This window comes from Bremerella cremea, assembly GCF_003335505.1.
Classification (GTDB): domain Bacteria; phylum Planctomycetota; class Planctomycetia; order Pirellulales; family Pirellulaceae; genus Bremerella; species Bremerella cremea_A.
Window position 1 is genome coordinate 381,577 of the sequence record NZ_QPEX01000045.1, and the last position, 17,245, is coordinate 398,821.

Consider the following 17,245-nt stretch of genomic DNA (forward strand, 5'->3'; position numbering starts at 1 on the left):
GCGAGAAGAAAAAGCATCGGCAGCTTACGAATTCTTGGCTTCTTCCAAGTAATCGATTGCCTGACCAACCGTTTCAATCTTATCCGCGGAATCTTCCGGGATGTCGATATCAAATTCTTCTTCCAATTCCATAACTAGCTCGACCATGTCGAGGGAATCGGCACCGAGGTCGTTCACAAACGAACTATCGCGAGAAACCTTTTCCTTATCAACACCTAGCTGACTAGCAACAATTTCGATTACACGCTCTTCTACCGACACGACGTGTCCTCCGTTTTGGGGCGAGAGACTGGTTGAGGGTCTCTTTAGATGGCCTAAGTTGATTTATTATTAAGGTTCAAGCTCAACAAGATAGATGACCCAAGTAAAAAGGGTCAAGGTGGACACCACCCGATCCATCCTATATTTTCAGGAAACATGCTCTTAGAGAATTTCATTCCTCTAAGTCAATGCCACTAGGATGTTTCCATGATTTATTAGCCGGTCATGCCACCATCGACGGTCAACACCTGACCGGTGACGTATGCGGCGTTGTCGCTGGCCAAAAACAGCACGGCATCAGCAATCTCTTGCGGCTTGCCCATGCGTTTGGCTGGAATACGTTTTTTGACCTCGTCTTCGACGGCAGGCCCCAGGGCCTTGGTCATGTCCGACTCGATAAAGCCAGGACATATCGCATTGATGGTTACCTTACGGCCTGCCAGCTCGCGGCTGAGGCTTCGCGTGAAGCCAATCATGCCTGCCTTCGAGGCAGAGTAGTTCGTCTGGCCAGGGTTCCCCATAATGCCCGACACGCTGCTGATATTGATAATCCGGCCAAAGCGTGCCCGCATCATGTATTTTGAGGCAGCACGCGAGAACAGGAACATACCACGCAGGTTGGTGTTAATCACCGTGTCCCATTCTTCATCAGTCATACGAGGAAGCAAGTTATCGCGGGTGACACCAGCGTTGTTCACCAAAATATCGACCTTACCCCAATCGTCGGCGATCTTGTCGATTAACTGCTCGACACTCTCTCGCGAGGTCACGTCGCACGGAAACGCTTCCGCGTCGCCGCCTGCCTCTTTGATGGCCGCTACGGTTTCGGCCAGCTTGTCGGCACTGCGAGCGACACATGCGACCTTAGCGCCACGAGCCCCCAAACCAATCGCGATCTGCTGACCAATCCCCTGCGAGGCCCCCGTAACCACGGCCACCTTTCCAGTCAAATCAACGGGAAGTGCATTCCAGACAGCATCGCTCATGAGAAATCTTGCCTAATTTAAATATGCCAACAAAGAGTGAGAAAGGTGAGCCCAAGGAAACGTTAACCTAGGCTTCCACACCATTAAAAGAAACCTTGCGGTTAATGCGTTTCATCAAGCCACGCAACACCTTACCGGCACCAATCTCGTAAAACTCATCAAACCCCTGATCCAACAAATATCGCATTGATTGCTCCCAGCGAACCTGCGAACAAACCTGCTGCTGCAAAAGCGACCGAATCTCTTCGACGTCGTCGTGCGGCTGAGCATCAACGTTGGAAATAACGGGAATCTTCGGCGCCGAAAGCGTGACGCCGGCAAGTGCTTCCGCCAGTTTTTCAACTGCCGGTCGCATGATCTCGGTATGAAAAGCCCCCGCCACGGCCAGCGGAATGACTTTCATTGCCCCGCTCTTCTCAGCAATCTCGGCAGCCCGCTCACAAGCGTCATTGGTGCCAGAAACCACGATATTGCCAGGACAAAGCAGGTTGGCAATTTGCAGAATCCCATCTTCGCGGGCTTCGTCGCAAATTTTCTCGACCGCATCCGGTTCGAGCCCCAGAATGCTAACCATTCCACTCGGAACAGCATCCGAAGCGGCTTGCATGGCTTCGCCACGCACCTGAACAACCTTCAGGGCATCTTCAAATTCCATCACCCCAGCGAATACCATCGCCGTGTATTCACCCAAGCTCAACCCAGCGGTAGCCTCCGCCGAGAGCAGCACATCTGGCGATTGATCGCGTAGTTTCGCCAACGCGGCGATACTGGTCACAAATAACGCTGGCTGGCTATGAACGGTCGAATCAAGCTTTTCCGCAGGACCTTCAAAGCAAACCGAAGCCAGGTCGTAACCCAAAACTTCATTTGCTCGGTCGAAGTACTCTTTGGCGGCCGGCAGAGAGTCGTAGAGGACCTTCCCCATGCCAACGCTCTGAGCACCCTGTCCTGGGAAGAGGAATGCGATCTTGCTCATCGCAGGGATATCCTTCTATCGATCGTTCTTCGAAGACGACAGACCGCTGACTTATCATTGGCCTGATCGAATAAAATTATCCGACGGCGCATTTTGCCAGCGGTCTTGCTCGCTTGGAAGGCCAGGAGGGCTTATTCAGCGACTTCGTCCGAAGGGATCACGTTGCGTCCCATGTAGTGACCACATTCTGGGCACACCACATGCGTCGGAACAGCAACGCGAACGCGACGTTCTTGCAAACAATTCGGGCACAAGGTCAACTGACGAGCCTTGAGGCCGTCGTGAGCGCGACGCATGCCGGTACGGGAATTCGATTGTTTTCTCTTAGGTACTGCCATGACCGTGGTTCCAAAGAGGCGTCACCAAAACGTAAATCGCTGGCCTGCCTCGCTTTAGGGCTCATCCCGGCCAAGCTTTTCCGAGTGGATTAGTTGGCCTTCGTAGCGAGCGTCCGATGAAAGCCTCTTTAATCGAGGCACAATATGCCGGGGGAAACGCGAAATGATAATGGTATTCACAGGAACCGTCAATAAGCCCAGCCCCTCTTACCAATAGCCCGGTCATTTAGCCTATTTACAATTTTCCTTATTGACGCAGGCAGGCGAACCTCGCAGAATAACAACGAACTGAGACTTGATATCAACTTCACGCCCCGCCACTCAGCAGCTTTCTCGCTTATGACCTATCCAAAAGAACATGTAGTTGAATCGATTTCGACCGGCGACAGCGATCGTACGCTTATCGTAAACTGCACTGATAAAACAGGTTGTGTCTTTGTGGAGATTCGCCAGCAGAACTACGGCGGTCAACGCGTGGGATGGTTTACCCAGTCTAGTGTGCAAGTTCCACCGGAAGCCCTGGCGGCAATGCGGACCGCACTTGGAATCGCAAGTGCTTTACCAGAAATGGTTTCCGCCAAACGCGAACGGGCCACCCTTAAGGCAGCCCGCATGGAAGAAGATTATGTGGTAACGGGTCGAATTCCTTCGCCCCAAGCCCCTGCTCTTCGCGTTTGGCATGCCGAGTCAGCATAACCCTGACCCGGCGAAACCCTCGGCGATGCTTAATCAGAAGCAACTACCGACGCTCCCACTTTGGAGCGAGAAATTGCCTTAGCCAACCTTCGAGGCATTTCCACCCTTGGCTTGGGCGGCGACGGCAGGGTCTTTCAAGATCATCGTAAACTGATCGACGCCATCCTGCTCTTGCAGCAGAACTTCTTCTAGCAGCACCACCAGTGGGCGATTTTTGCCATCAGCCATCGCCAATGCTTCTTCATAATGCTTCACGGCCATCGACTCGAACTCGAGGGCGTTCTTCAGCATCTCATGCAGATCGTCTGTTTGCTTCACTTGATTTCGTTCGATTGTAGGAACGCCTCCCAGCGCGGCGATCTTCTGCCCAATTATTTGAGCATGCCCGAACGACTCTTTGGCACTTTCCAAGAAGATTTCGTTGTAAACTTCTCGCCACAATCCGGTCACTACAAACGCAGCTTGCGAATATTGAGCAACGCCAGTCCACTCGTGCCGTAGAATCTCGTTCAGCTTATCAATCATTGCCTGATCCATGATTGTCTCCTTTTCTTTCATCCTGGGTGAAAAACGCCCGCTGGACGTCTGTTTTGTTTCTCGTATGCCCGGTGGGAGGGATATCCGCAAACATCCCAACACAGTGCAAATACCGAGCCTGAACGATCTCTTGGCGGCAGCTACTTATCGCTTTCAGTCTCAACTACACAGCCAATCCTACCACTGGTATCGGGGAAATCTAGGGAGCAATAACCCATTACAGCCAATCAACTTGCATTTTCTGCCAAAAGATAGTCACTCTCAAGAAGGCCTCGTCATCCCCAGTGAGCTGCGGCAATCAGGTCTCAATAGTGCAGCCAAAATTAGAAATCTGTTGGATTCCCTAATAACGAGGAGAATAACCCTCCATCGCGAATCGATTCAGACAACACGGCGGACCAAGCATGAACCTTTTGACCTAACCGGGGGTACAGATGACATCGACCGAATAATGAACTCACAAAAGAAAATAGATGGGCATTCAGTGGTTCATACGCTAGGCTAAGCATTCGCTCAGCCTCTCTTCAATCTTCGCGCTGCTGCCCAAAGGCGAATTCACTGGGGTGGATCCCCGAAACGGAAGCATAGGAAATGCCCAATCGCTCTGCTACTGAGCACCAAGCCTGCCACGAGAAACCCCTTGGCGTTTTTCCGCTTCAAATTTGGTGGCCCTATGCGTTGGGCATCGTCGGCATGCACCTGCTGGCGTTGCTTGCCTTTTGGCCTTGGTTGTTCAGCTGGACTGGTGTCGCTTCCGTTCTCGTTGGGCATTACCTGTTCGGCATGCTTGGCATGACCGTCGGCTATCATCGCTTGCTCACCCATCGCAGCTTTCAGTGCCCAGCCTGGCTGGAATACACGTTTGCCGTACTCGGAGTCTGCTGCCTACAAGACACTCCGGTTCGCTGGGTTGCCACGCATCGCCATCACCATCAACATTCCGACCAACAAGCCGATCCCCACAGCCCACTGGTAAACTTTACCTGGGGACAAATGGGCTGGCTCATGGTCAAGAACCGGGATGTCGGCCACGTAGCTCATGTCGATCGCTATGCCCGTGACTTAATTCGAGATCCGTTCTATCGCTGGCTGGAACGGAAGCAAAACGGTCTGATCATCTTCCTTTTGCATGTGCTTGTCATCTTTTTGCTAGGAGCAGGCATCGGCGCAATAACCGGTGGCAGGGAAGAAGCTTGGCGAATGGGGCTAAGCCTGCTGGTGTGGGGAGTTGCCGTGCGAACGGTTGTCGTTTGGCATGTGACCTGGGCCGTAAACTCGCTGACGCACCTATGGGGCTATCGCACTTATTCGACCAGTGACAACAGCCGTAACAATTGGCTCGTAGGCCTACTCGCCCACGGGGAAGGCTGGCATAACAATCACCACGCCCTGCCCACCGCAGCCGCACATGGCCGAGCATGGTGGGAAGTCGACTTCTCGTATCGTTTGATTTGCAGCCTGGAATACGTGGGCTTGGCCTGGAACGTTTTACGTCCAGAAAAGAAATCTGCCCCCAAATAGCCCATCTCACGATGCTTCTTGTGGTGAGTTAAGTGCAAGCCTTGTCTGACAACAAAGAAGGCCCCTGCTTTTCCGGTTCGATTGAAAAAGCCAGGAAAAATAGGCAAGACGCCAGTCACTCGATCTGCCTAATCCCTATAACGTTCAGAAGTTGCGGGACGTTATGTCAGAAATAGGGTGCTATATTGACCGGTAGTCTATGGCCAATACCGCCTTCTTCAATTCGGAGCTTTCACAATGACAACCGCCAAACAGCCAAGCGTAACCTGGCTCTACCTCATCGGTTTCCTTACCGTCGCAATGGGTGTGGTGGCATTAGCATCGCCATTAATCGCAGGCGCTGCAGTTATTTTCCTAGTTGGCGCAGTAATGCTGGTTGTAGGTATTACGCAGGTGATTGGTGGCATCCATGCCGACGACACCATGTCGCATAAACTTATGGCCCTAATCCTGGGTGTGGTGACAACCGCAGGCGGCTTGGCAGCACTGTTTCACCCGCTGCTTGGTCTGGAAGTCCTTACCTTGTTCCTGGCAGCTTACTTTGTGGCCGAAGGAATCTGGAAAGTGATCGCTTCGTTCAACTTTCGCCCAGCCCAAGGCTGGATGGCCATGCTCTTTAGCGGTGTGGTCACCTGGTTACTAGGTGCGTTGATTTGGCTGCAATGGCCTGCCTCTGGCCTCTGGGCGGTCGGAATTTTGGTGGGCGTCGACCTGTTAATGACCGGTATGGCCCTACTTGCCCTAGCTGCAACTGTCGGCAAGGTCAGCGATCAAATCGACAAACAACTACACGACGGGCAAGCACCAGCTTAACCGCCGGCACGAAACAACATGCGAACAACCAACAGCCACCAGCAAACGAAAAGCGGGTGGCTGTTTTGCTTGACACTTAGCAGACGGTTGCTTTTTGCTTGCCTTGGGTCAGCGAACAACAAATAGCTGCCCATTTACCTGGGCCACTACCGGCCTCTTCCCTGCACTTCCCAGTCCAAGACCTCAAGGCCTGGGCTACGCCAAGAAAAGGGAAAGCCTGCGCAAAAGCGAACTTCTACACAGGCTTCGGGGGAGGACGATGATGTTGCGAGTTGGACTTAGCCCAACTTCGTAACAGATTGATCTCGTTCATCCACTTCAACATTGTCCGCAAACGCGAACAGTGCGTAGTGGCTCAGTTGAGCAAACTGGGCTGCATGAATCCAATCGAGCAGCTTGGCTCCTGTTGTCGGCGTAGTGACAATCTCCATTCGCAGAAGTCCTTCGCCGTTGTAAGGATTGCCTGTCACAGCATGATGGCCTTGCCCACTGCACTCGTTGTAGTTGAAGCAGGTAGCGCCCAACTGCTGGACTTTCTCAAACACAATATCTTTTAGCGCCGCATCCAGAACAATGGTGACGCGACGCGCGTTCTTGGTAGTAATCATCAGGTTGTTCCTCGAGCATTCGATGGGTAATAAAATCGCAAAATTGTCACCGGTAGCTTAGCCAGTAACTGGCATGAATTCGATGATCTTCTTGGCGATTTCGATGTAGATCGGAATGCCGAGCGTAACGTTCCAAGTAAAAGTCAAACCAAGCGAGGCTGCCAACGGCAACGTGGGGCTGGCCTCGGGTATAGCAATTCGCTGAACGGCAGGCACCGCGATATAGGAAGCCGCACCACAAAGCACCGCGAACAACGCATAGGTTCCTGTTTCAAACTGATGCCCCAAAGCCATGCTATAGGCATGCAAGGCGCACATTCCGAAAGTGGCAAACAACACCGGTGCCAAAACACCGAACAACACAAAGCCAATGCCCGCCGTCTTCAAGTCACTTAAACGCTGGCAAGCCGTAATGCCCATTTCCAACAGGAACAAGCAAAGAGCCCCTTTGAACATCGTGAGAAACAAATTATTCGGACCTTCAACCACGTGCGGGTCAACAAGTGCCTGACGGCCACTAATAAAACCCACAATGATGCCGCCGAACAACATGTACAAACCAGGATTCAAGAAGACCTCGTGAAGGATCTTCAGGTTCAAAGCACCGCTCCTGTGACCCGCGACAGCGGCCCCAACACTCTTGGCAACCGGCGGGCTATGATGCGTATCTTCATAGCTTTCACTATGCACATCACCACTCTCGGCGTCAGCCACTAATGCGTTTGCATCGCCAAGGTAACCAGGCTCGTCAGGCATGTTGCCCAACTTGTCCATGCCACTTCCACGCAAACGCGAAATCAAAAACAACCCCACCAGACAGCCAGGAATTTCCATGACGGCCAACATGACCGGCATGTAACTATCGTGATGAAGCCCCAAGGCAGCGAGGATCCCCAGGCAGGTCACAAACGTGCCTGCCGAGTCTGATCCATAATAGGAACCGACGGTCACCGCATCGATCCGGCGCATCGGAGTGAACGCACGCAGAATCCACGTTGCGCTCAATCCAATGGTACCATTCACGATGAACCCCACTGCGGCCAACCCGCCGGCGACCGCCAGTTCCGAAGATGGCAACTCGGCCATCAACTCGCCACCATGCCAGCCGATCGCGACTAGCAGGTATATCGTTAAACTTTGATAAAGTGCTTTGGGAAATTCAAATGGGACACGCAGCAGCGGAATCGCAAATCCCATGAAAAAGAACAGTAACAAAGGTTGAAACAAATTCGACACAAAATTATTAGCAATTTCGCCCAACATGCCCCCGGTTGCTTTGTGAACATGCTCCGAGATACGCAACACGCCTTGAGCATCGGCTAGGCGAATTTTCTCGACCTCTCCACCCTTCACCACCAACCCAACAATCCGGGTCGGAAAAACGGCAGGCAACTCATGACCATGCTCGACCACGGTTTCTGCTTCGTCCGATTCTTCTGGCGGAACCTGATCAGTCGTACCGGGCAAAGATTCGACCGAGTGCAGACGCACGTTTTTCAAAACCGCAGTGGCGTGCGAACCTTCTTTGCCAATCGCGACGACAGACACGTCGACGCTTTCACCAACTTTCAGCTCGTCTGGATGGGCAACTTCCACGACCGCCTTGAAAATCCGGCTACCAATTGGCAGCGTTTTCAGTTCGGACTTTTCCCCCTTTTCAGCTCCTCCGTTAGGAACTGCCTCGACCTTGTTGTCTTTTGATTTAAGAGATTGGCCGAGAATTATCGGTATTGCTGAGGTGTCAGCATTTTGTGCAAACGCTTGACCGGCAACGGACACCATCAACACAAGCACTATCAACATGGTTGCCCGCCAGACATGGCCTTTTAGAAGGCACTGCTGGAGAGTCCTTGAAGTGTTAACTTCGAGAAACTCGCGCATATTTCACCTTATTCTGAGTATCACTCACGGGTTGGCATGGGTATTTTTGCAAGATTCTCGCAACGACGAGAATCGAATCGTCACATAGCCTAGGTGCTACAACCACAGCAGGTACCAAGCAATGTCCGTTAGACAATGGGCCACACGAAGGTTAGCCTATGCCTACGAAACAGCAGGAAACGTGCCGCAAAAACAACGGAGCATGATCGTGGGGAGAGAACCCGAGACAAGTTAGGCTACGGGAGGGCCACGTAAGAAAGAGACGGTATGCGACGAAATAGATACAACTGGCGTGCGGTCGTTTACGACCTGCACTGCAGTGACTTCCACGACCGGCATAACCCATGTCGTCGTCAGTGCAAACAGCTGTAACTCGGCCATGCCTTCCGATTCGAACTCTACAACTTCAGCCAAACCGCTCTCTTGAGAATGCGGACTGGTTGGCTTGCCTGTTCGGCCGAGGTCGGTTTGCAATAAACCACCCACAACCCACATGGCATAGAAGATCACCAGAAACGCGTGAAGCGGAGTGATCGAGTCAGAAAGGTTGAACTCTAGATATTGCCGGCCCCACGAACGCTTCGACCGATCCCGTTTACAGGGATTTTTCCGGAAGCAAGTTTTGAGGGTATCGTGAGACACAGGCCAGCGTTCCTGAGAACGAAATGTCTTATCTAAGAGGTTGGTTGAATACTATCCTGCAAATTTCAAGAACACAAGGTCTTTAGGACTAATTCATCGGTAAAAATCGGCATTTCAGTTGATCAGAATGCCTGTAAAAAACCTGTTTCAGTACTATGGTAAAGCGTTACGCCAATTTCCCCAGGAAGATGGCTACTAGTTTTCCCTAAGTCTTAACAAGGCTTTGCAAAGCCACTTGCGGGTTATCGCGTAATTTCTTTTCCGGCCATAAAATAGAGGATTCCCAACCTCTGAACTTCACTTACAAGTAAGACCCAGGCACGATGCGGTACGTTATTCTCGTCGAACGAAAACGCGAAGCGCCAGCTATGTATACGGCGGAAATCGACCAAGACGACGCGGCCTATCTACAGGCGGCCGCAAAGACGATGCGTCCACTTTCCTCCGAAGACTACATGCGTGGCCCTGCCGCAATCTTGCACATGCTAGCCCGCTATAGCTATATCTTAGATGGCCAGGATGTTTACTGGTGCGTCGAATGGACGCCTGGGATGATTGTGATCAAGTTCTCTCCTGGCGGCCAAATGCAGTGGACTGCCCTTCGATCACCCGTACCAGACTTTGGCGGCCGACAACCAACTCCAGAAGATAAAGCCGCTTACGATAAAGATGCGCCCAATCACCAAGTCAATTTGATCTTCGATCCTTGGATTGCCCAGTCCGATGCAGAAGACCGTGAAGCGAAAGGCTTTCTTCCGGCCGATGCCAAAACGGAAGCGACCTTTGAAGCCGCGTTGGCCCGTGTGAACGAGATTGGCGAGCAAATCGAAACCCAACATGGGCACGACTTAGAGGCGTGGGTTTATCGCGGCGAAGACGAAGTCGCCAAAATGGTCGGCGAAGGCGTTCTTATAGACTAGCCCGCCAACCAACCGCCCTGCCCTGGCGATTGGCAGAGAACGACAAGCCTAACCGCGTTGTTCGCCTGGTTGCTGTTAAGCTGAATGACAGTTCACACAAGCGACGGCTGGCATTAGCAGGCTGTTGATTTGCTGCTTCGTCAGCGAGTAATTGAGATTGGAGCGAGTGCAAGGCTTGAATCCGCAGGCATATCCACTAGATATGTCGAGGAATTCACAACGCCGCAATCGGTCCAATCTCAATAACGTAGCCGATCGGAGAAATTCAACAGGCTGTTAGGGGCGTCGACCGACAAGCACGTACGGGGTTCCCTGCAAAACTCCACACGCAGGCTCTAACTTTTCGTATTCGTGGCGAGCTGCAACAACGCCCTCCATAGCAATGCTGGTAATCTCTTGAAGGCCTGCTGCTTCCATCACTACGCGCAACATCTTGTCGGAATGTTCGCGAAAGGGAAGTTGCTGCATTGCTTCGCGATAGACGTCACTCGGTTTCCAGCCAGGGGCAGGACGAAATGCTTTCTTCTGCTTTTCAGGATCGGTTGGCGAAAGCTCGCCAATCAACACCAGCAAGCCCCCGGGGCGAAGCAGCCGCATCCAACGTGCCACGGTATAGCCAGGATGAGGCAACGTGAACAGGACGGCACGGCTCGATACCAAGTCGAACGTTTCGTCAGCAAACGGAGGCGTTTCAACGTCCGCCTCGATAAACGTGATGTCCAGTTTTTTCTCGGCAGCAATTTGGCGAGCCGAGGCGAGCATTGTGGAGGAGAAATCGGCACCAATCGTGTCCATACCCATCTCGGCCCAAAACTGGGCAATTGTGCCTGGCCCTGTCCCCATGTCGATGGCCTGCTTGGCGTTACCATAAGAAGCCGCTTTTTCCAACGCTTCTTTCCAAGCACGTCGCAACGGTTCGAAGCCAAATTCTCCTCGGATGAAACGAGCAACTCGGTGATCGACGACGCTCTGATTTGTCCATCCTTCGCGGAAGATTCTTTTAAGCTGTTCCGGCTTCATTCTCTGGTATCTCTGCGATTACAGTGCGAATTGGTTGGTCCGAGGAAATTAATCAACAACTCCCCTTCATCTTCGACAACGCGTGCCTCGACGCCATAAACCTGGGCGATCATCTTGGGAGTAAGTACATCTTTAGGCTTACCATGGCTATGGAGTTGCCCTTGGTGAAGAACATAGACCTGGTCAGCGAAGCGTGCCGCCAGGTTCAAATCGTGCAACGCCACAACTGTGGCAATGCGGTCTCGTTGGGTGCTGGCCTGAATATATTGGATCACATCAAATTGCCGTCGCAGATCAAGGTTCGACGTCGGCTCGTCCATCAGAAGAACCTTCGGGTGACGAACAAGCGCCTGACAAATGGCCACCGCCTGAACTTGCCCGCCGCTCAATTGGTTCAGTCGTCGTTCGGCCAACATCGATAATTCCAACTCGCCGAGTGCCTGCTCGACGATCTGTAAATCCTCGGGCGCGACTTTCCACCTCAAGTGTGGTAGCCTTCCCAGCAACACCGTTTCAAAGACCGTCAGCGCGGCTTGAGGGGCAAACGCTTGCGGCAGGTAACTGATTTGCGCGGTAACTTGTTGATGCGTCCAGGAAGCAATCGACTTTCCATCTAGCTCCACCTCGCCTTCCGGACGCAACACACCACAAAGACACTTCAGTAAGGTCGACTTGCCTGCTGCATTGGGGCCAATCAATGCGGTAATCCCAGGGGTTGCCTGAAAATCGATATCCTGCAAGATCGGGTGCGTACCGTAACGAAAAGAAAGCTGCTTGGCTTTTAAGGGCATTGATAGGCCCTCCGCATTGCCAAGGCAATGAACGCTAAGCAAGGCGCGCCAATTGCGGCGGTGACGATACCTATCGGAAACGTCGTCTCAGGCACCAACGACTTGCTGATCACATCGGCGGCACAAACCAAGATAGCCCCCAGCAAGCCAGACAACGGCATGAAAAAACGTTGGTCTTCGCCAACCAGCGATCGAGCGACATGCGGGGCCACCAAGCCGACAAAACCAATGGTTCCGGTGAAGCAAACCGCCGTCGCTGTCACAATTGAAACAAGCACCAACGTTTGAAGCCGTACCTGGGCAACGTTCACACCCAAGCTCTGGGCATGCTCGTCCCCCAGTCGCAAAGCCGTAAGCTGCCAAGCGTTGCGGCTCAACACGAGACAAACCACAAGCAAAACAGCGGAGACGATCGCTACGTTCGTCCAGTTCGCCCCTTGAAGGCTGCCGAAGATCCAGAAAACGATTGCTTGAAGCGCGTCCTCGGCCGCAACAAACTGTAAGAAGGCAACGCCAGAGCTAAACAAAAAATGCAGGGCGACACCCCCTACGACGATCGTATCGGTCGAAGCCCCGTTTCGTCTGCCAATGAAATAGATTGCCAAGGCACATAAAAGCGTAAACACAAACGCGCTGATTGGCACCAACCAAGCTCCGCCCCAAGCCATCGTCGACGCGCCACCCACCAGAACAATGGCCGCTCCAAAACTTGCAGCGGCAGAGATTCCCAAGGTGAAAGGGCTGGCGAGAGGGTTGTTTAGAATCGTTTGCATCTCTGCTCCCGCGACCCCCAATGCCGCACCCACGCTAATCGCGAGCAGCATCGTCGGAAGCCGAAAGCTCCAAAGGATCGTGCGATGGATTGGATCAGACGCGGCTGGATGCCACACGGTCGACCACATCTCGGACCAGGTTAAATTCGCCGGCCCCAAGACCATATCAAGCAGTGCCACAAACACAACACCTGCGAACACTGCCCCCAGAATTGCCACTCGCACGGCAGATCGCCGTCGATACCCTTGCCCGCTTGAAGCAGCCGATTCGGTCGACTCATTACTCATTCGGTAGACCAACCATCCAAGTACCGCTGAACTGAACCGGCAGAAACTTCTCGTGAAAGATTCGCAGATTATCGCCAGGACGCAAATCCCCAAATTCGTTGGGATATAACCACTTTGAGATCTGCTGAGCCGCAGCAAAACTTGTGATGTGGCTACCGAAGCGGGCATGGATTCCGTAGAGCTTTTCGTTTTGGATCGCTTTTAAATTCTTCCATCCGGTACGCTCTGTAAAGCTGCGAAGCGTTCTTGACGCCGTTTGCTGTTCGGCGAAATACCCTAACCGCAGGCTATCGGGGAAAGCAGACCAACTTGCCCCAGTAATCACCACCGCATCGGGGTCTTGTGTAAACAGATACTCGGGGCGAATCACCCCCATTCCGTAAAGCCCCGATACGACGCCCGCCGCAATGTTTTTGCAGCGTAGCTGCGCCATAACCCCAGCCCAATTCGCAACGCGGCCCTCCTCGTTGCTACCAAAGGTGTTTCCATACTGACCACTTCCATGAGTGCCCGCCTCGATATAAACGGTCGGGACAGCCCCTTGGATGGATTCTTGTCGCTGCAGCACTTCTGCCAATTGAGCATCTACCCAGTCTGCCGCTTCCTTGGCCCGTTCTTCTTTACCGAGCACCTTACCTAACAAACGAATGCTCTTCTGCGGATCTTGAAAGGGATCGTCAAATTTCAGGTATAGGATCGGTACACCGGCATCCTCCAACCGCTGCAGCCCGTTCGATTTTCTCTGCTGCATGTACGTGTTCATGATGATCAGATCCGGCTTTAGTGCCAACACCGACTCGGCACTTACGGCATCTTTCAAGACATCTCCCAAGACCTTCGTTTCCTTCAATTCAGGAAAACGTTCTACGAACTTATCGTATGTATCTCGATCTCCCGTCTTTAGCGACGAATCCCACGCAACTAAACGCTCCGCCGTTTCATCTCCTAGGACGGTTGCGAGTTCGTAGATGCATAGGCTGCGCATCAAGACGATCCGTCGGACTGGCTGCGCAATGGTCACTTCACGCCCCGCCAGGTCCGTCACGACGATGGAAGCTTCGCTTGCGGGGGTCCCTCTCGATTGCTTCTCCGAGGTACACCCGAAAGCAGAGAAGCAGCACGCCACGAGCAGGACAGCGAGAAGTCGCGAAATCTGAGACGACATTTGGATTTAAGCAACTCCACAAAAATCAACGAGAGATCTGGCTCGGGCTGGGGGGTATGAAATCACTAACCACCGTTTGCTTGCCACGTAGCACACGCTGCTTTTGTTTCTGTTTCCAGTGCGCCCGCTTTTTGCGAAACCACAGCCAAAACCCCGTAAAATAAAGAATCGCTAACACAACGCCACTCAGGAAAACGAACCAGCGTCCCCCAAGCCCCAAAGCCTCACCATTATGCAAGGGGAATTGCCAAGCGAAAAAAGTATCGACTGCGCTGTGCTCATTCCAATCGCGCACAGCCAATACCTGACCACTATATCGATCTAACCAGACACGGCTATTGCCCATGTGTTGGCGTACATCGCCTGGCTGACGAAGACGAATCGAGTACACACCCTTTTCATTCGTGGGAAAGTGAATCCGGTTTAGCTCTGCAGCAGGCAAGATCTCTTGAGCAATTTCGACAGCTCGGTCTACCGAAATTGTCTTTGCCCCTGGCGTTACCTGCGAAATCAACGGGCTGCTTGGGCGTTTCTCGTCAGCTAGAAGACGTGGCACCGCTTCAAACCAACTCGGAAAAACCATGTAAACCCCGGAAAACGCAATCACCAGCAACAACGGCAGACTTCCCAGGCCGAGCACCTTATGGCTATCAAAGACAAAACGTGAGCCCCCTCGAATCGCAAACGCAGCTCGCCAGCTGTGCCTCCACATGGGCCACCACAGATAGATTCCCGACACGAAGGAAATCAGCAGCAAGATACCGGAAATGCCAACAATATTTGCCCCTGCCCTGCCGGCGAGAAGCTTCATATGAAGCAGGTAGATGAACGTTGTCAGGTATTCACCACGCACCCGCTTCCCGGTTACTTGAGCCGAATAGGGATCGACATAGACCTGCCGAAATGGTGCGTCTTGGATTGGCTGTTGGAACCAGACGGTCCAAACACCGGATGCTTCGCGCGGGGCATCGGCGAATTTCAGAACATGCTCCTCCGTTTCCCCCTGCTCTTTGGCCACGGCCATGATCTCGTCCAGTGAGTGAGAAACGTCCGCAACTTCGCTTATCAGCAAGTCAGGATTGAGCCAAGCATCTATGGCATGATGAAACACCAGGAAACTTCCGCTTAGCCCCATCAAGACAAACAATAAACCGGCAACGAGCCCGAGCCACCGGTGAATTCTAAGCCAAAGATTGCGCCAACGGACGCGACGATTTTTCGACATCGATCCTGATACGACCTCAGTGGGAAGCGGAAGGCAACTTCGATCCCTTCAGGATCTTCACATCGTTTAGAATAATTGGCTCAACTTTGTTTTCTCCTGCTACCACCGTGAAATCACGAATCGCATTGCTTTGGTCAGCGAACTTCCCCTGCAATCGATCAGGCGGAGGCGGGGGCATTCCACCACCGGGCGGTCGCCAGTCGGGATCTGGCCAGGTAATCGTAATCGAATAATCGCCCGGCGGAGCACCATCAGGCCCTTCATACGATGTTAACTGATAGTTTCCCTGTGCGTCGACTCGCCCTGACGGCGTGATCGGATATTTCACTCCTGCTTGCTCCTGCTTCGGCCAGAAGCGAATAAGGGCTCCCCGGGCTGGGACGCCATTAATCTGCACGGTTCCAGCAACGGGAAAAGTCTCGATGGTGTCATAACTTTGATTACCACCAAAACACCCGGGCAAAGTCGTCGCTGCGAGGAGTAACAATGCAAGATTGTTCAACTTCATCCAGTGGTACCTTGTCATACATGCAAAGAGGATCGAGGCGGGCCCGTTTGCTCTTCTTAGAGTTCGCCTTGCACGAAGCCATCGGCACGACCGACGAAAGCGCGAAACGCTCCCTTGTCGACGGTCTCGGCGATGAACTTCACCGAACCATCCCCCGCCGAAGCATTCATACCGCCAGGATGATACGAATAGGCGCCACCCCAGTCGTTGGTGCAGTTGATGACGCATGGTCCATAGTACTGCTTGCCGTCGTACGTCCAGCTTCGGATTCGGTCGTGCTGCGTCGATGCCCACCATCCTTGAAAGTTGGTATCGACAACCGAAGCGTAACTGTAGTCCGCCGGATCCTTCTGGCGATTACCACGGACGACAACGTTGGGAAAGTTAGCTCGTTCAAAGAAAAACATGGTATTCGAAAGCCCATCGGTGATCGCACTGAAACGGACCGGCTTAGAAAAACTACCGTCAAAGAAAGCTGCCGGCACTTCCTTGGGAGTTAGCGTGTCATCCCGAAAGCTACGCGGAAGAAAGTAATCGCCGGCAGCAGCTGACAGGTTTTTGTTGAACGAAGAGCTGCTGTCCTCTTGTTCGATAATGCCTTGAATCAATCCACTTCTCGGCGTCGAGGGACACACGAAAGCCGAAAGCTGGACCGTCACGATATCTTGATTGGTTTGGTCCGAAATACCATTCGTAGCCGTCGGATCAAATTGATCCCATAAAGCACCTTGCTCAATCATTGGCAGCAAGGCCAAGCCCCAGCTATTGATCCACTTTAAATTGCTGTTGTAGGTAATCCCCAGATCCGGATAGGGCAACGAGCTAAACGTATCGTGGTAGTTGTGGACGGCCAATCCGAGTTGCTTGAGATTGTTGGTGCATTGCATTCGCCGAGCCGCTTCCCGGGCTTGCTGAACAGCTGGCAACAACAAGGAAATCAGAACACCAATAATCGCGATGACAACGAGCAACTCGACTAAGGTAAACCCACGACGCTTCATGGTTCGATCGCTTTCCCACGGAAATCTATGTTTGATATGCACTGATGAAATGTGTTCTTTTGGGCTCGTGCCAGGGAACACAGGCAATTGTTTCACGCCGCTAATCAAGGGGGCACAAACGCAAATCAACAGCCCTTACGCCCCACCTGCCAGGCAATTGCCTGAGAGACGCGAGTTTCGGCAGAACAGAGCAGCCTTGGCCGCGCTCGCTTGAGTTGTTCAAAGACGATTCTGTGGATCACTCAACGCCGAATCCAGATACTAATTCTCAGTACCACTAAAAACATGGTAACAA

The 17,245-nt window shown here is 52.7% G+C and carries 19 protein-coding genes; 4 read left to right on the forward strand and 15 right to left on the reverse strand.

Annotated elements, in window-relative coordinates; translation table 11 throughout:
• Positions 1-24: 24 nt before the first annotated feature.
• From acpP to rpmF, 4 genes are all read right to left on the reverse strand, one after another.
• On the reverse strand, positions 25-261 hold the full coding sequence (acpP, locus tag DTL42_RS22345; RefSeq protein ID WP_105350808.1) for an acyl carrier protein: 237 nt from the start codon (positions 259-261) through the stop codon (positions 25-27).
• Between the two features lie 215 nt (positions 262-476).
• Entirely contained in the window at positions 477-1,247 is a 771-nt protein-coding gene (gene fabG / locus DTL42_RS22350; RefSeq protein ID WP_114372377.1) for a 3-oxoacyl-[acyl-carrier-protein] reductase, read from the reverse strand.
• A gap of 67 nt (positions 1,248-1,314) precedes the next feature.
• A complete protein-coding gene (gene fabD / locus DTL42_RS22355) occupies positions 1,315-2,223 on the reverse strand; it encodes an ACP S-malonyltransferase (protein ID WP_114372379.1) in 909 nt (302 codons plus the stop codon).
• 131 nt (positions 2,224-2,354) lie between these two features.
• Positions 2,355-2,561 (reverse strand): 50S ribosomal protein L32, encoded by a 207-nt coding sequence (gene rpmF / locus DTL42_RS22360; RefSeq protein ID WP_114372381.1) that lies wholly within the window; start codon positions 2,559-2,561, stop codon positions 2,355-2,357.
• A gap of 339 nt (positions 2,562-2,900) precedes the next feature.
• On the opposite strand from rpmF, the gene DTL42_RS22365 reads away from it, so the two are divergent.
• Complete coding sequence (locus DTL42_RS22365; protein WP_114372384.1) at positions 2,901-3,257, forward strand: hypothetical protein; 357 nt, start codon at positions 2,901-2,903, stop codon at positions 3,255-3,257.
• Positions 3,258-3,335: 78 nt separating this feature from the next.
• On the opposite strand, the gene DTL42_RS22370 is transcribed toward DTL42_RS22365, so the two are convergent.
• Entirely contained in the window at positions 3,336-3,794 is a 459-nt protein-coding gene (locus tag DTL42_RS22370) for a ferritin-like domain-containing protein (protein ID WP_234824316.1), read from the reverse strand.
• Between the two features lie 591 nt (positions 3,795-4,385).
• Between DTL42_RS22370 and DTL42_RS22375 the strand changes: the two genes are divergently transcribed.
• Both DTL42_RS22375 and DTL42_RS22380 read left to right on the forward strand, forming a co-directional pair.
• Positions 4,386-5,315 (forward strand): acyl-CoA desaturase, encoded by a 930-nt coding sequence (locus DTL42_RS22375; RefSeq protein ID WP_114372386.1) that lies wholly within the window; start codon positions 4,386-4,388, stop codon positions 5,313-5,315.
• Positions 5,316-5,552: 237 nt separating this feature from the next.
• Positions 5,553-6,128, forward strand: coding sequence for an HdeD family acid-resistance protein (locus DTL42_RS22380; protein ID WP_114372388.1), 576 nt, complete (start codon positions 5,553-5,555; stop codon positions 6,126-6,128).
• A 278-nt stretch (positions 6,129-6,406) separates the two neighbouring features.
• Here the strand turns inward: DTL42_RS22380 and DTL42_RS22385 are convergent, their stop codons facing one another.
• From DTL42_RS22385 to DTL42_RS22395, 3 genes are all read right to left on the reverse strand, one after another.
• Complete coding sequence (locus DTL42_RS22385; RefSeq protein ID WP_114372390.1) at positions 6,407-6,736, reverse strand: hypothetical protein; 330 nt, start codon at positions 6,734-6,736, stop codon at positions 6,407-6,409.
• Positions 6,737-6,793: 57 nt separating this feature from the next.
• Positions 6,794-8,539 carry a sodium-dependent bicarbonate transport family permease gene (locus tag DTL42_RS22390; protein WP_199590199.1) on the reverse strand — a complete coding sequence of 582 codons (1,746 nt, stop codon included), beginning with the start codon at positions 8,537-8,539 and terminating at the stop codon, positions 6,794-6,796.
• Between the two features lie 309 nt (positions 8,540-8,848).
• Positions 8,849-9,259 carry a hypothetical protein gene (locus DTL42_RS22395; protein WP_114372392.1) on the reverse strand — a complete coding sequence of 137 codons (411 nt, stop codon included), beginning with the start codon at positions 9,257-9,259 and terminating at the stop codon, positions 8,849-8,851.
• Between the two features lie 323 nt (positions 9,260-9,582).
• Here DTL42_RS22395 and DTL42_RS22400 point away from each other — a divergent pair, with 323 nt between their 5' ends.
• Positions 9,583-10,179 (forward strand): hypothetical protein, encoded by a 597-nt coding sequence (locus DTL42_RS22400; protein WP_147274407.1) that lies wholly within the window; start codon positions 9,583-9,585, stop codon positions 10,177-10,179.
• Between the two features lie 276 nt (positions 10,180-10,455).
• On the opposite strand, the gene DTL42_RS22405 is transcribed toward DTL42_RS22400, so the two are convergent.
• The 7 genes from DTL42_RS22405 to DTL42_RS22435 form a co-directional block, all read right to left on the reverse strand.
• A complete protein-coding gene (locus DTL42_RS22405; RefSeq protein ID WP_114372396.1) occupies positions 10,456-11,199 on the reverse strand; it encodes a class I SAM-dependent methyltransferase in 744 nt (247 codons plus the stop codon).
• Complete coding sequence (locus DTL42_RS22410; protein ID WP_114372398.1) at positions 11,196-11,990, reverse strand: ABC transporter ATP-binding protein; 795 nt, start codon at positions 11,988-11,990, stop codon at positions 11,196-11,198. The genes DTL42_RS22405 and DTL42_RS22410 overlap by 4 nt, the downstream gene beginning before the upstream one ends.
• Positions 11,981-13,051, reverse strand: coding sequence for a FecCD family ABC transporter permease (locus DTL42_RS22415; protein WP_114372400.1), 1,071 nt, complete (start codon positions 13,049-13,051; stop codon positions 11,981-11,983). Before DTL42_RS22415 ends, DTL42_RS22410 begins: the two co-directional genes overlap by 10 nt.
• Complete coding sequence (locus DTL42_RS22420; protein ID WP_234824317.1) at positions 13,044-14,096, reverse strand: ABC transporter substrate-binding protein; 1,053 nt, start codon at positions 14,094-14,096, stop codon at positions 13,044-13,046. Before DTL42_RS22420 ends, DTL42_RS22415 begins: the two co-directional genes overlap by 8 nt.
• A 145-nt stretch (positions 14,097-14,241) precedes the next feature.
• Positions 14,242-15,441, reverse strand: a complete 1,200-nt coding sequence (locus DTL42_RS22425; protein ID WP_114372405.1) for a PepSY-associated TM helix domain-containing protein — start codon at positions 15,439-15,441, stop codon at positions 14,242-14,244.
• A gap of 16 nt (positions 15,442-15,457) precedes the next feature.
• A complete protein-coding gene (locus DTL42_RS22430) occupies positions 15,458-15,949 on the reverse strand; it encodes a carboxypeptidase regulatory-like domain-containing protein (protein ID WP_114372407.1) in 492 nt (163 codons plus the stop codon).
• A gap of 56 nt (positions 15,950-16,005) precedes the next feature.
• Entirely contained in the window at positions 16,006-16,950 is a 945-nt protein-coding gene (locus DTL42_RS22435) for a DUF1559 domain-containing protein (RefSeq protein WP_114372409.1), read from the reverse strand.
• Positions 16,951-17,245: the final 295 nt, after the last annotated feature.

Coding starts and splice junctions, on each gene's coding strand:
- fabG (WP_114372377.1), bottom strand. CDS start 1,247: ATGAGCGATGCTGTCTGGAATGCACTTCCCGTTGATTTGACTGGAAAG.
- fabD (WP_114372379.1), bottom strand. CDS start 2,223: ATGAGCAAGATCGCATTCCTCTTCCCAGGACAGGGTGCTCAGAGCGTT.
- rpmF (WP_114372381.1), bottom strand. CDS start 2,561: ATGGCAGTACCTAAGAGAAAACAATCGAATTCCCGTACCGGCATGCGT.
- DTL42_RS22365 (WP_114372384.1), top strand. CDS start 2,901: ATGACCTATCCAAAAGAACATGTAGTTGAATCGATTTCGACCGGCGAC.
- DTL42_RS22370 (WP_234824316.1), bottom strand. CDS start 3,794: ATGGATCAGGCAATGATTGATAAGCTGAACGAGATTCTACGGCACGAG.
- DTL42_RS22375 (WP_114372386.1), top strand. CDS start 4,386: ATGCCCAATCGCTCTGCTACTGAGCACCAAGCCTGCCACGAGAAACCC.
- DTL42_RS22380 (WP_114372388.1), top strand. CDS start 5,553: ATGACAACCGCCAAACAGCCAAGCGTAACCTGGCTCTACCTCATCGGT.
- DTL42_RS22385 (WP_114372390.1), bottom strand. CDS start 6,736: ATGATTACTACCAAGAACGCGCGTCGCGTCACCATTGTTCTGGATGCG.
- DTL42_RS22390 (WP_199590199.1), bottom strand. CDS start 8,539: ATGTTGATAGTGCTTGTGTTGATGGTGTCCGTTGCCGGTCAAGCGTTT.
- DTL42_RS22400 (WP_147274407.1), top strand. CDS start 9,583: ATGCGGTACGTTATTCTCGTCGAACGAAAACGCGAAGCGCCAGCTATG.
- DTL42_RS22405 (WP_114372396.1), bottom strand. CDS start 11,199: ATGAAGCCGGAACAGCTTAAAAGAATCTTCCGCGAAGGATGGACAAAT.
- DTL42_RS22410 (WP_114372398.1), bottom strand. CDS start 11,990: ATGCCCTTAAAAGCCAAGCAGCTTTCTTTTCGTTACGGTACGCACCCG.
- DTL42_RS22415 (WP_114372400.1), bottom strand. CDS start 13,051: ATGAGTAATGAGTCGACCGAATCGGCTGCTTCAAGCGGGCAAGGGTAT.
- DTL42_RS22425 (WP_114372405.1), bottom strand. CDS start 15,441: ATGTCGAAAAATCGTCGCGTCCGTTGGCGCAATCTTTGGCTTAGAATT.
- DTL42_RS22430 (WP_114372407.1), bottom strand. CDS start 15,949: ATGAAGTTGAACAATCTTGCATTGTTACTCCTCGCAGCGACGACTTTG.
- DTL42_RS22435 (WP_114372409.1), bottom strand. CDS start 16,950: ATGAAGCGTCGTGGGTTTACCTTAGTCGAGTTGCTCGTTGTCATCGCG.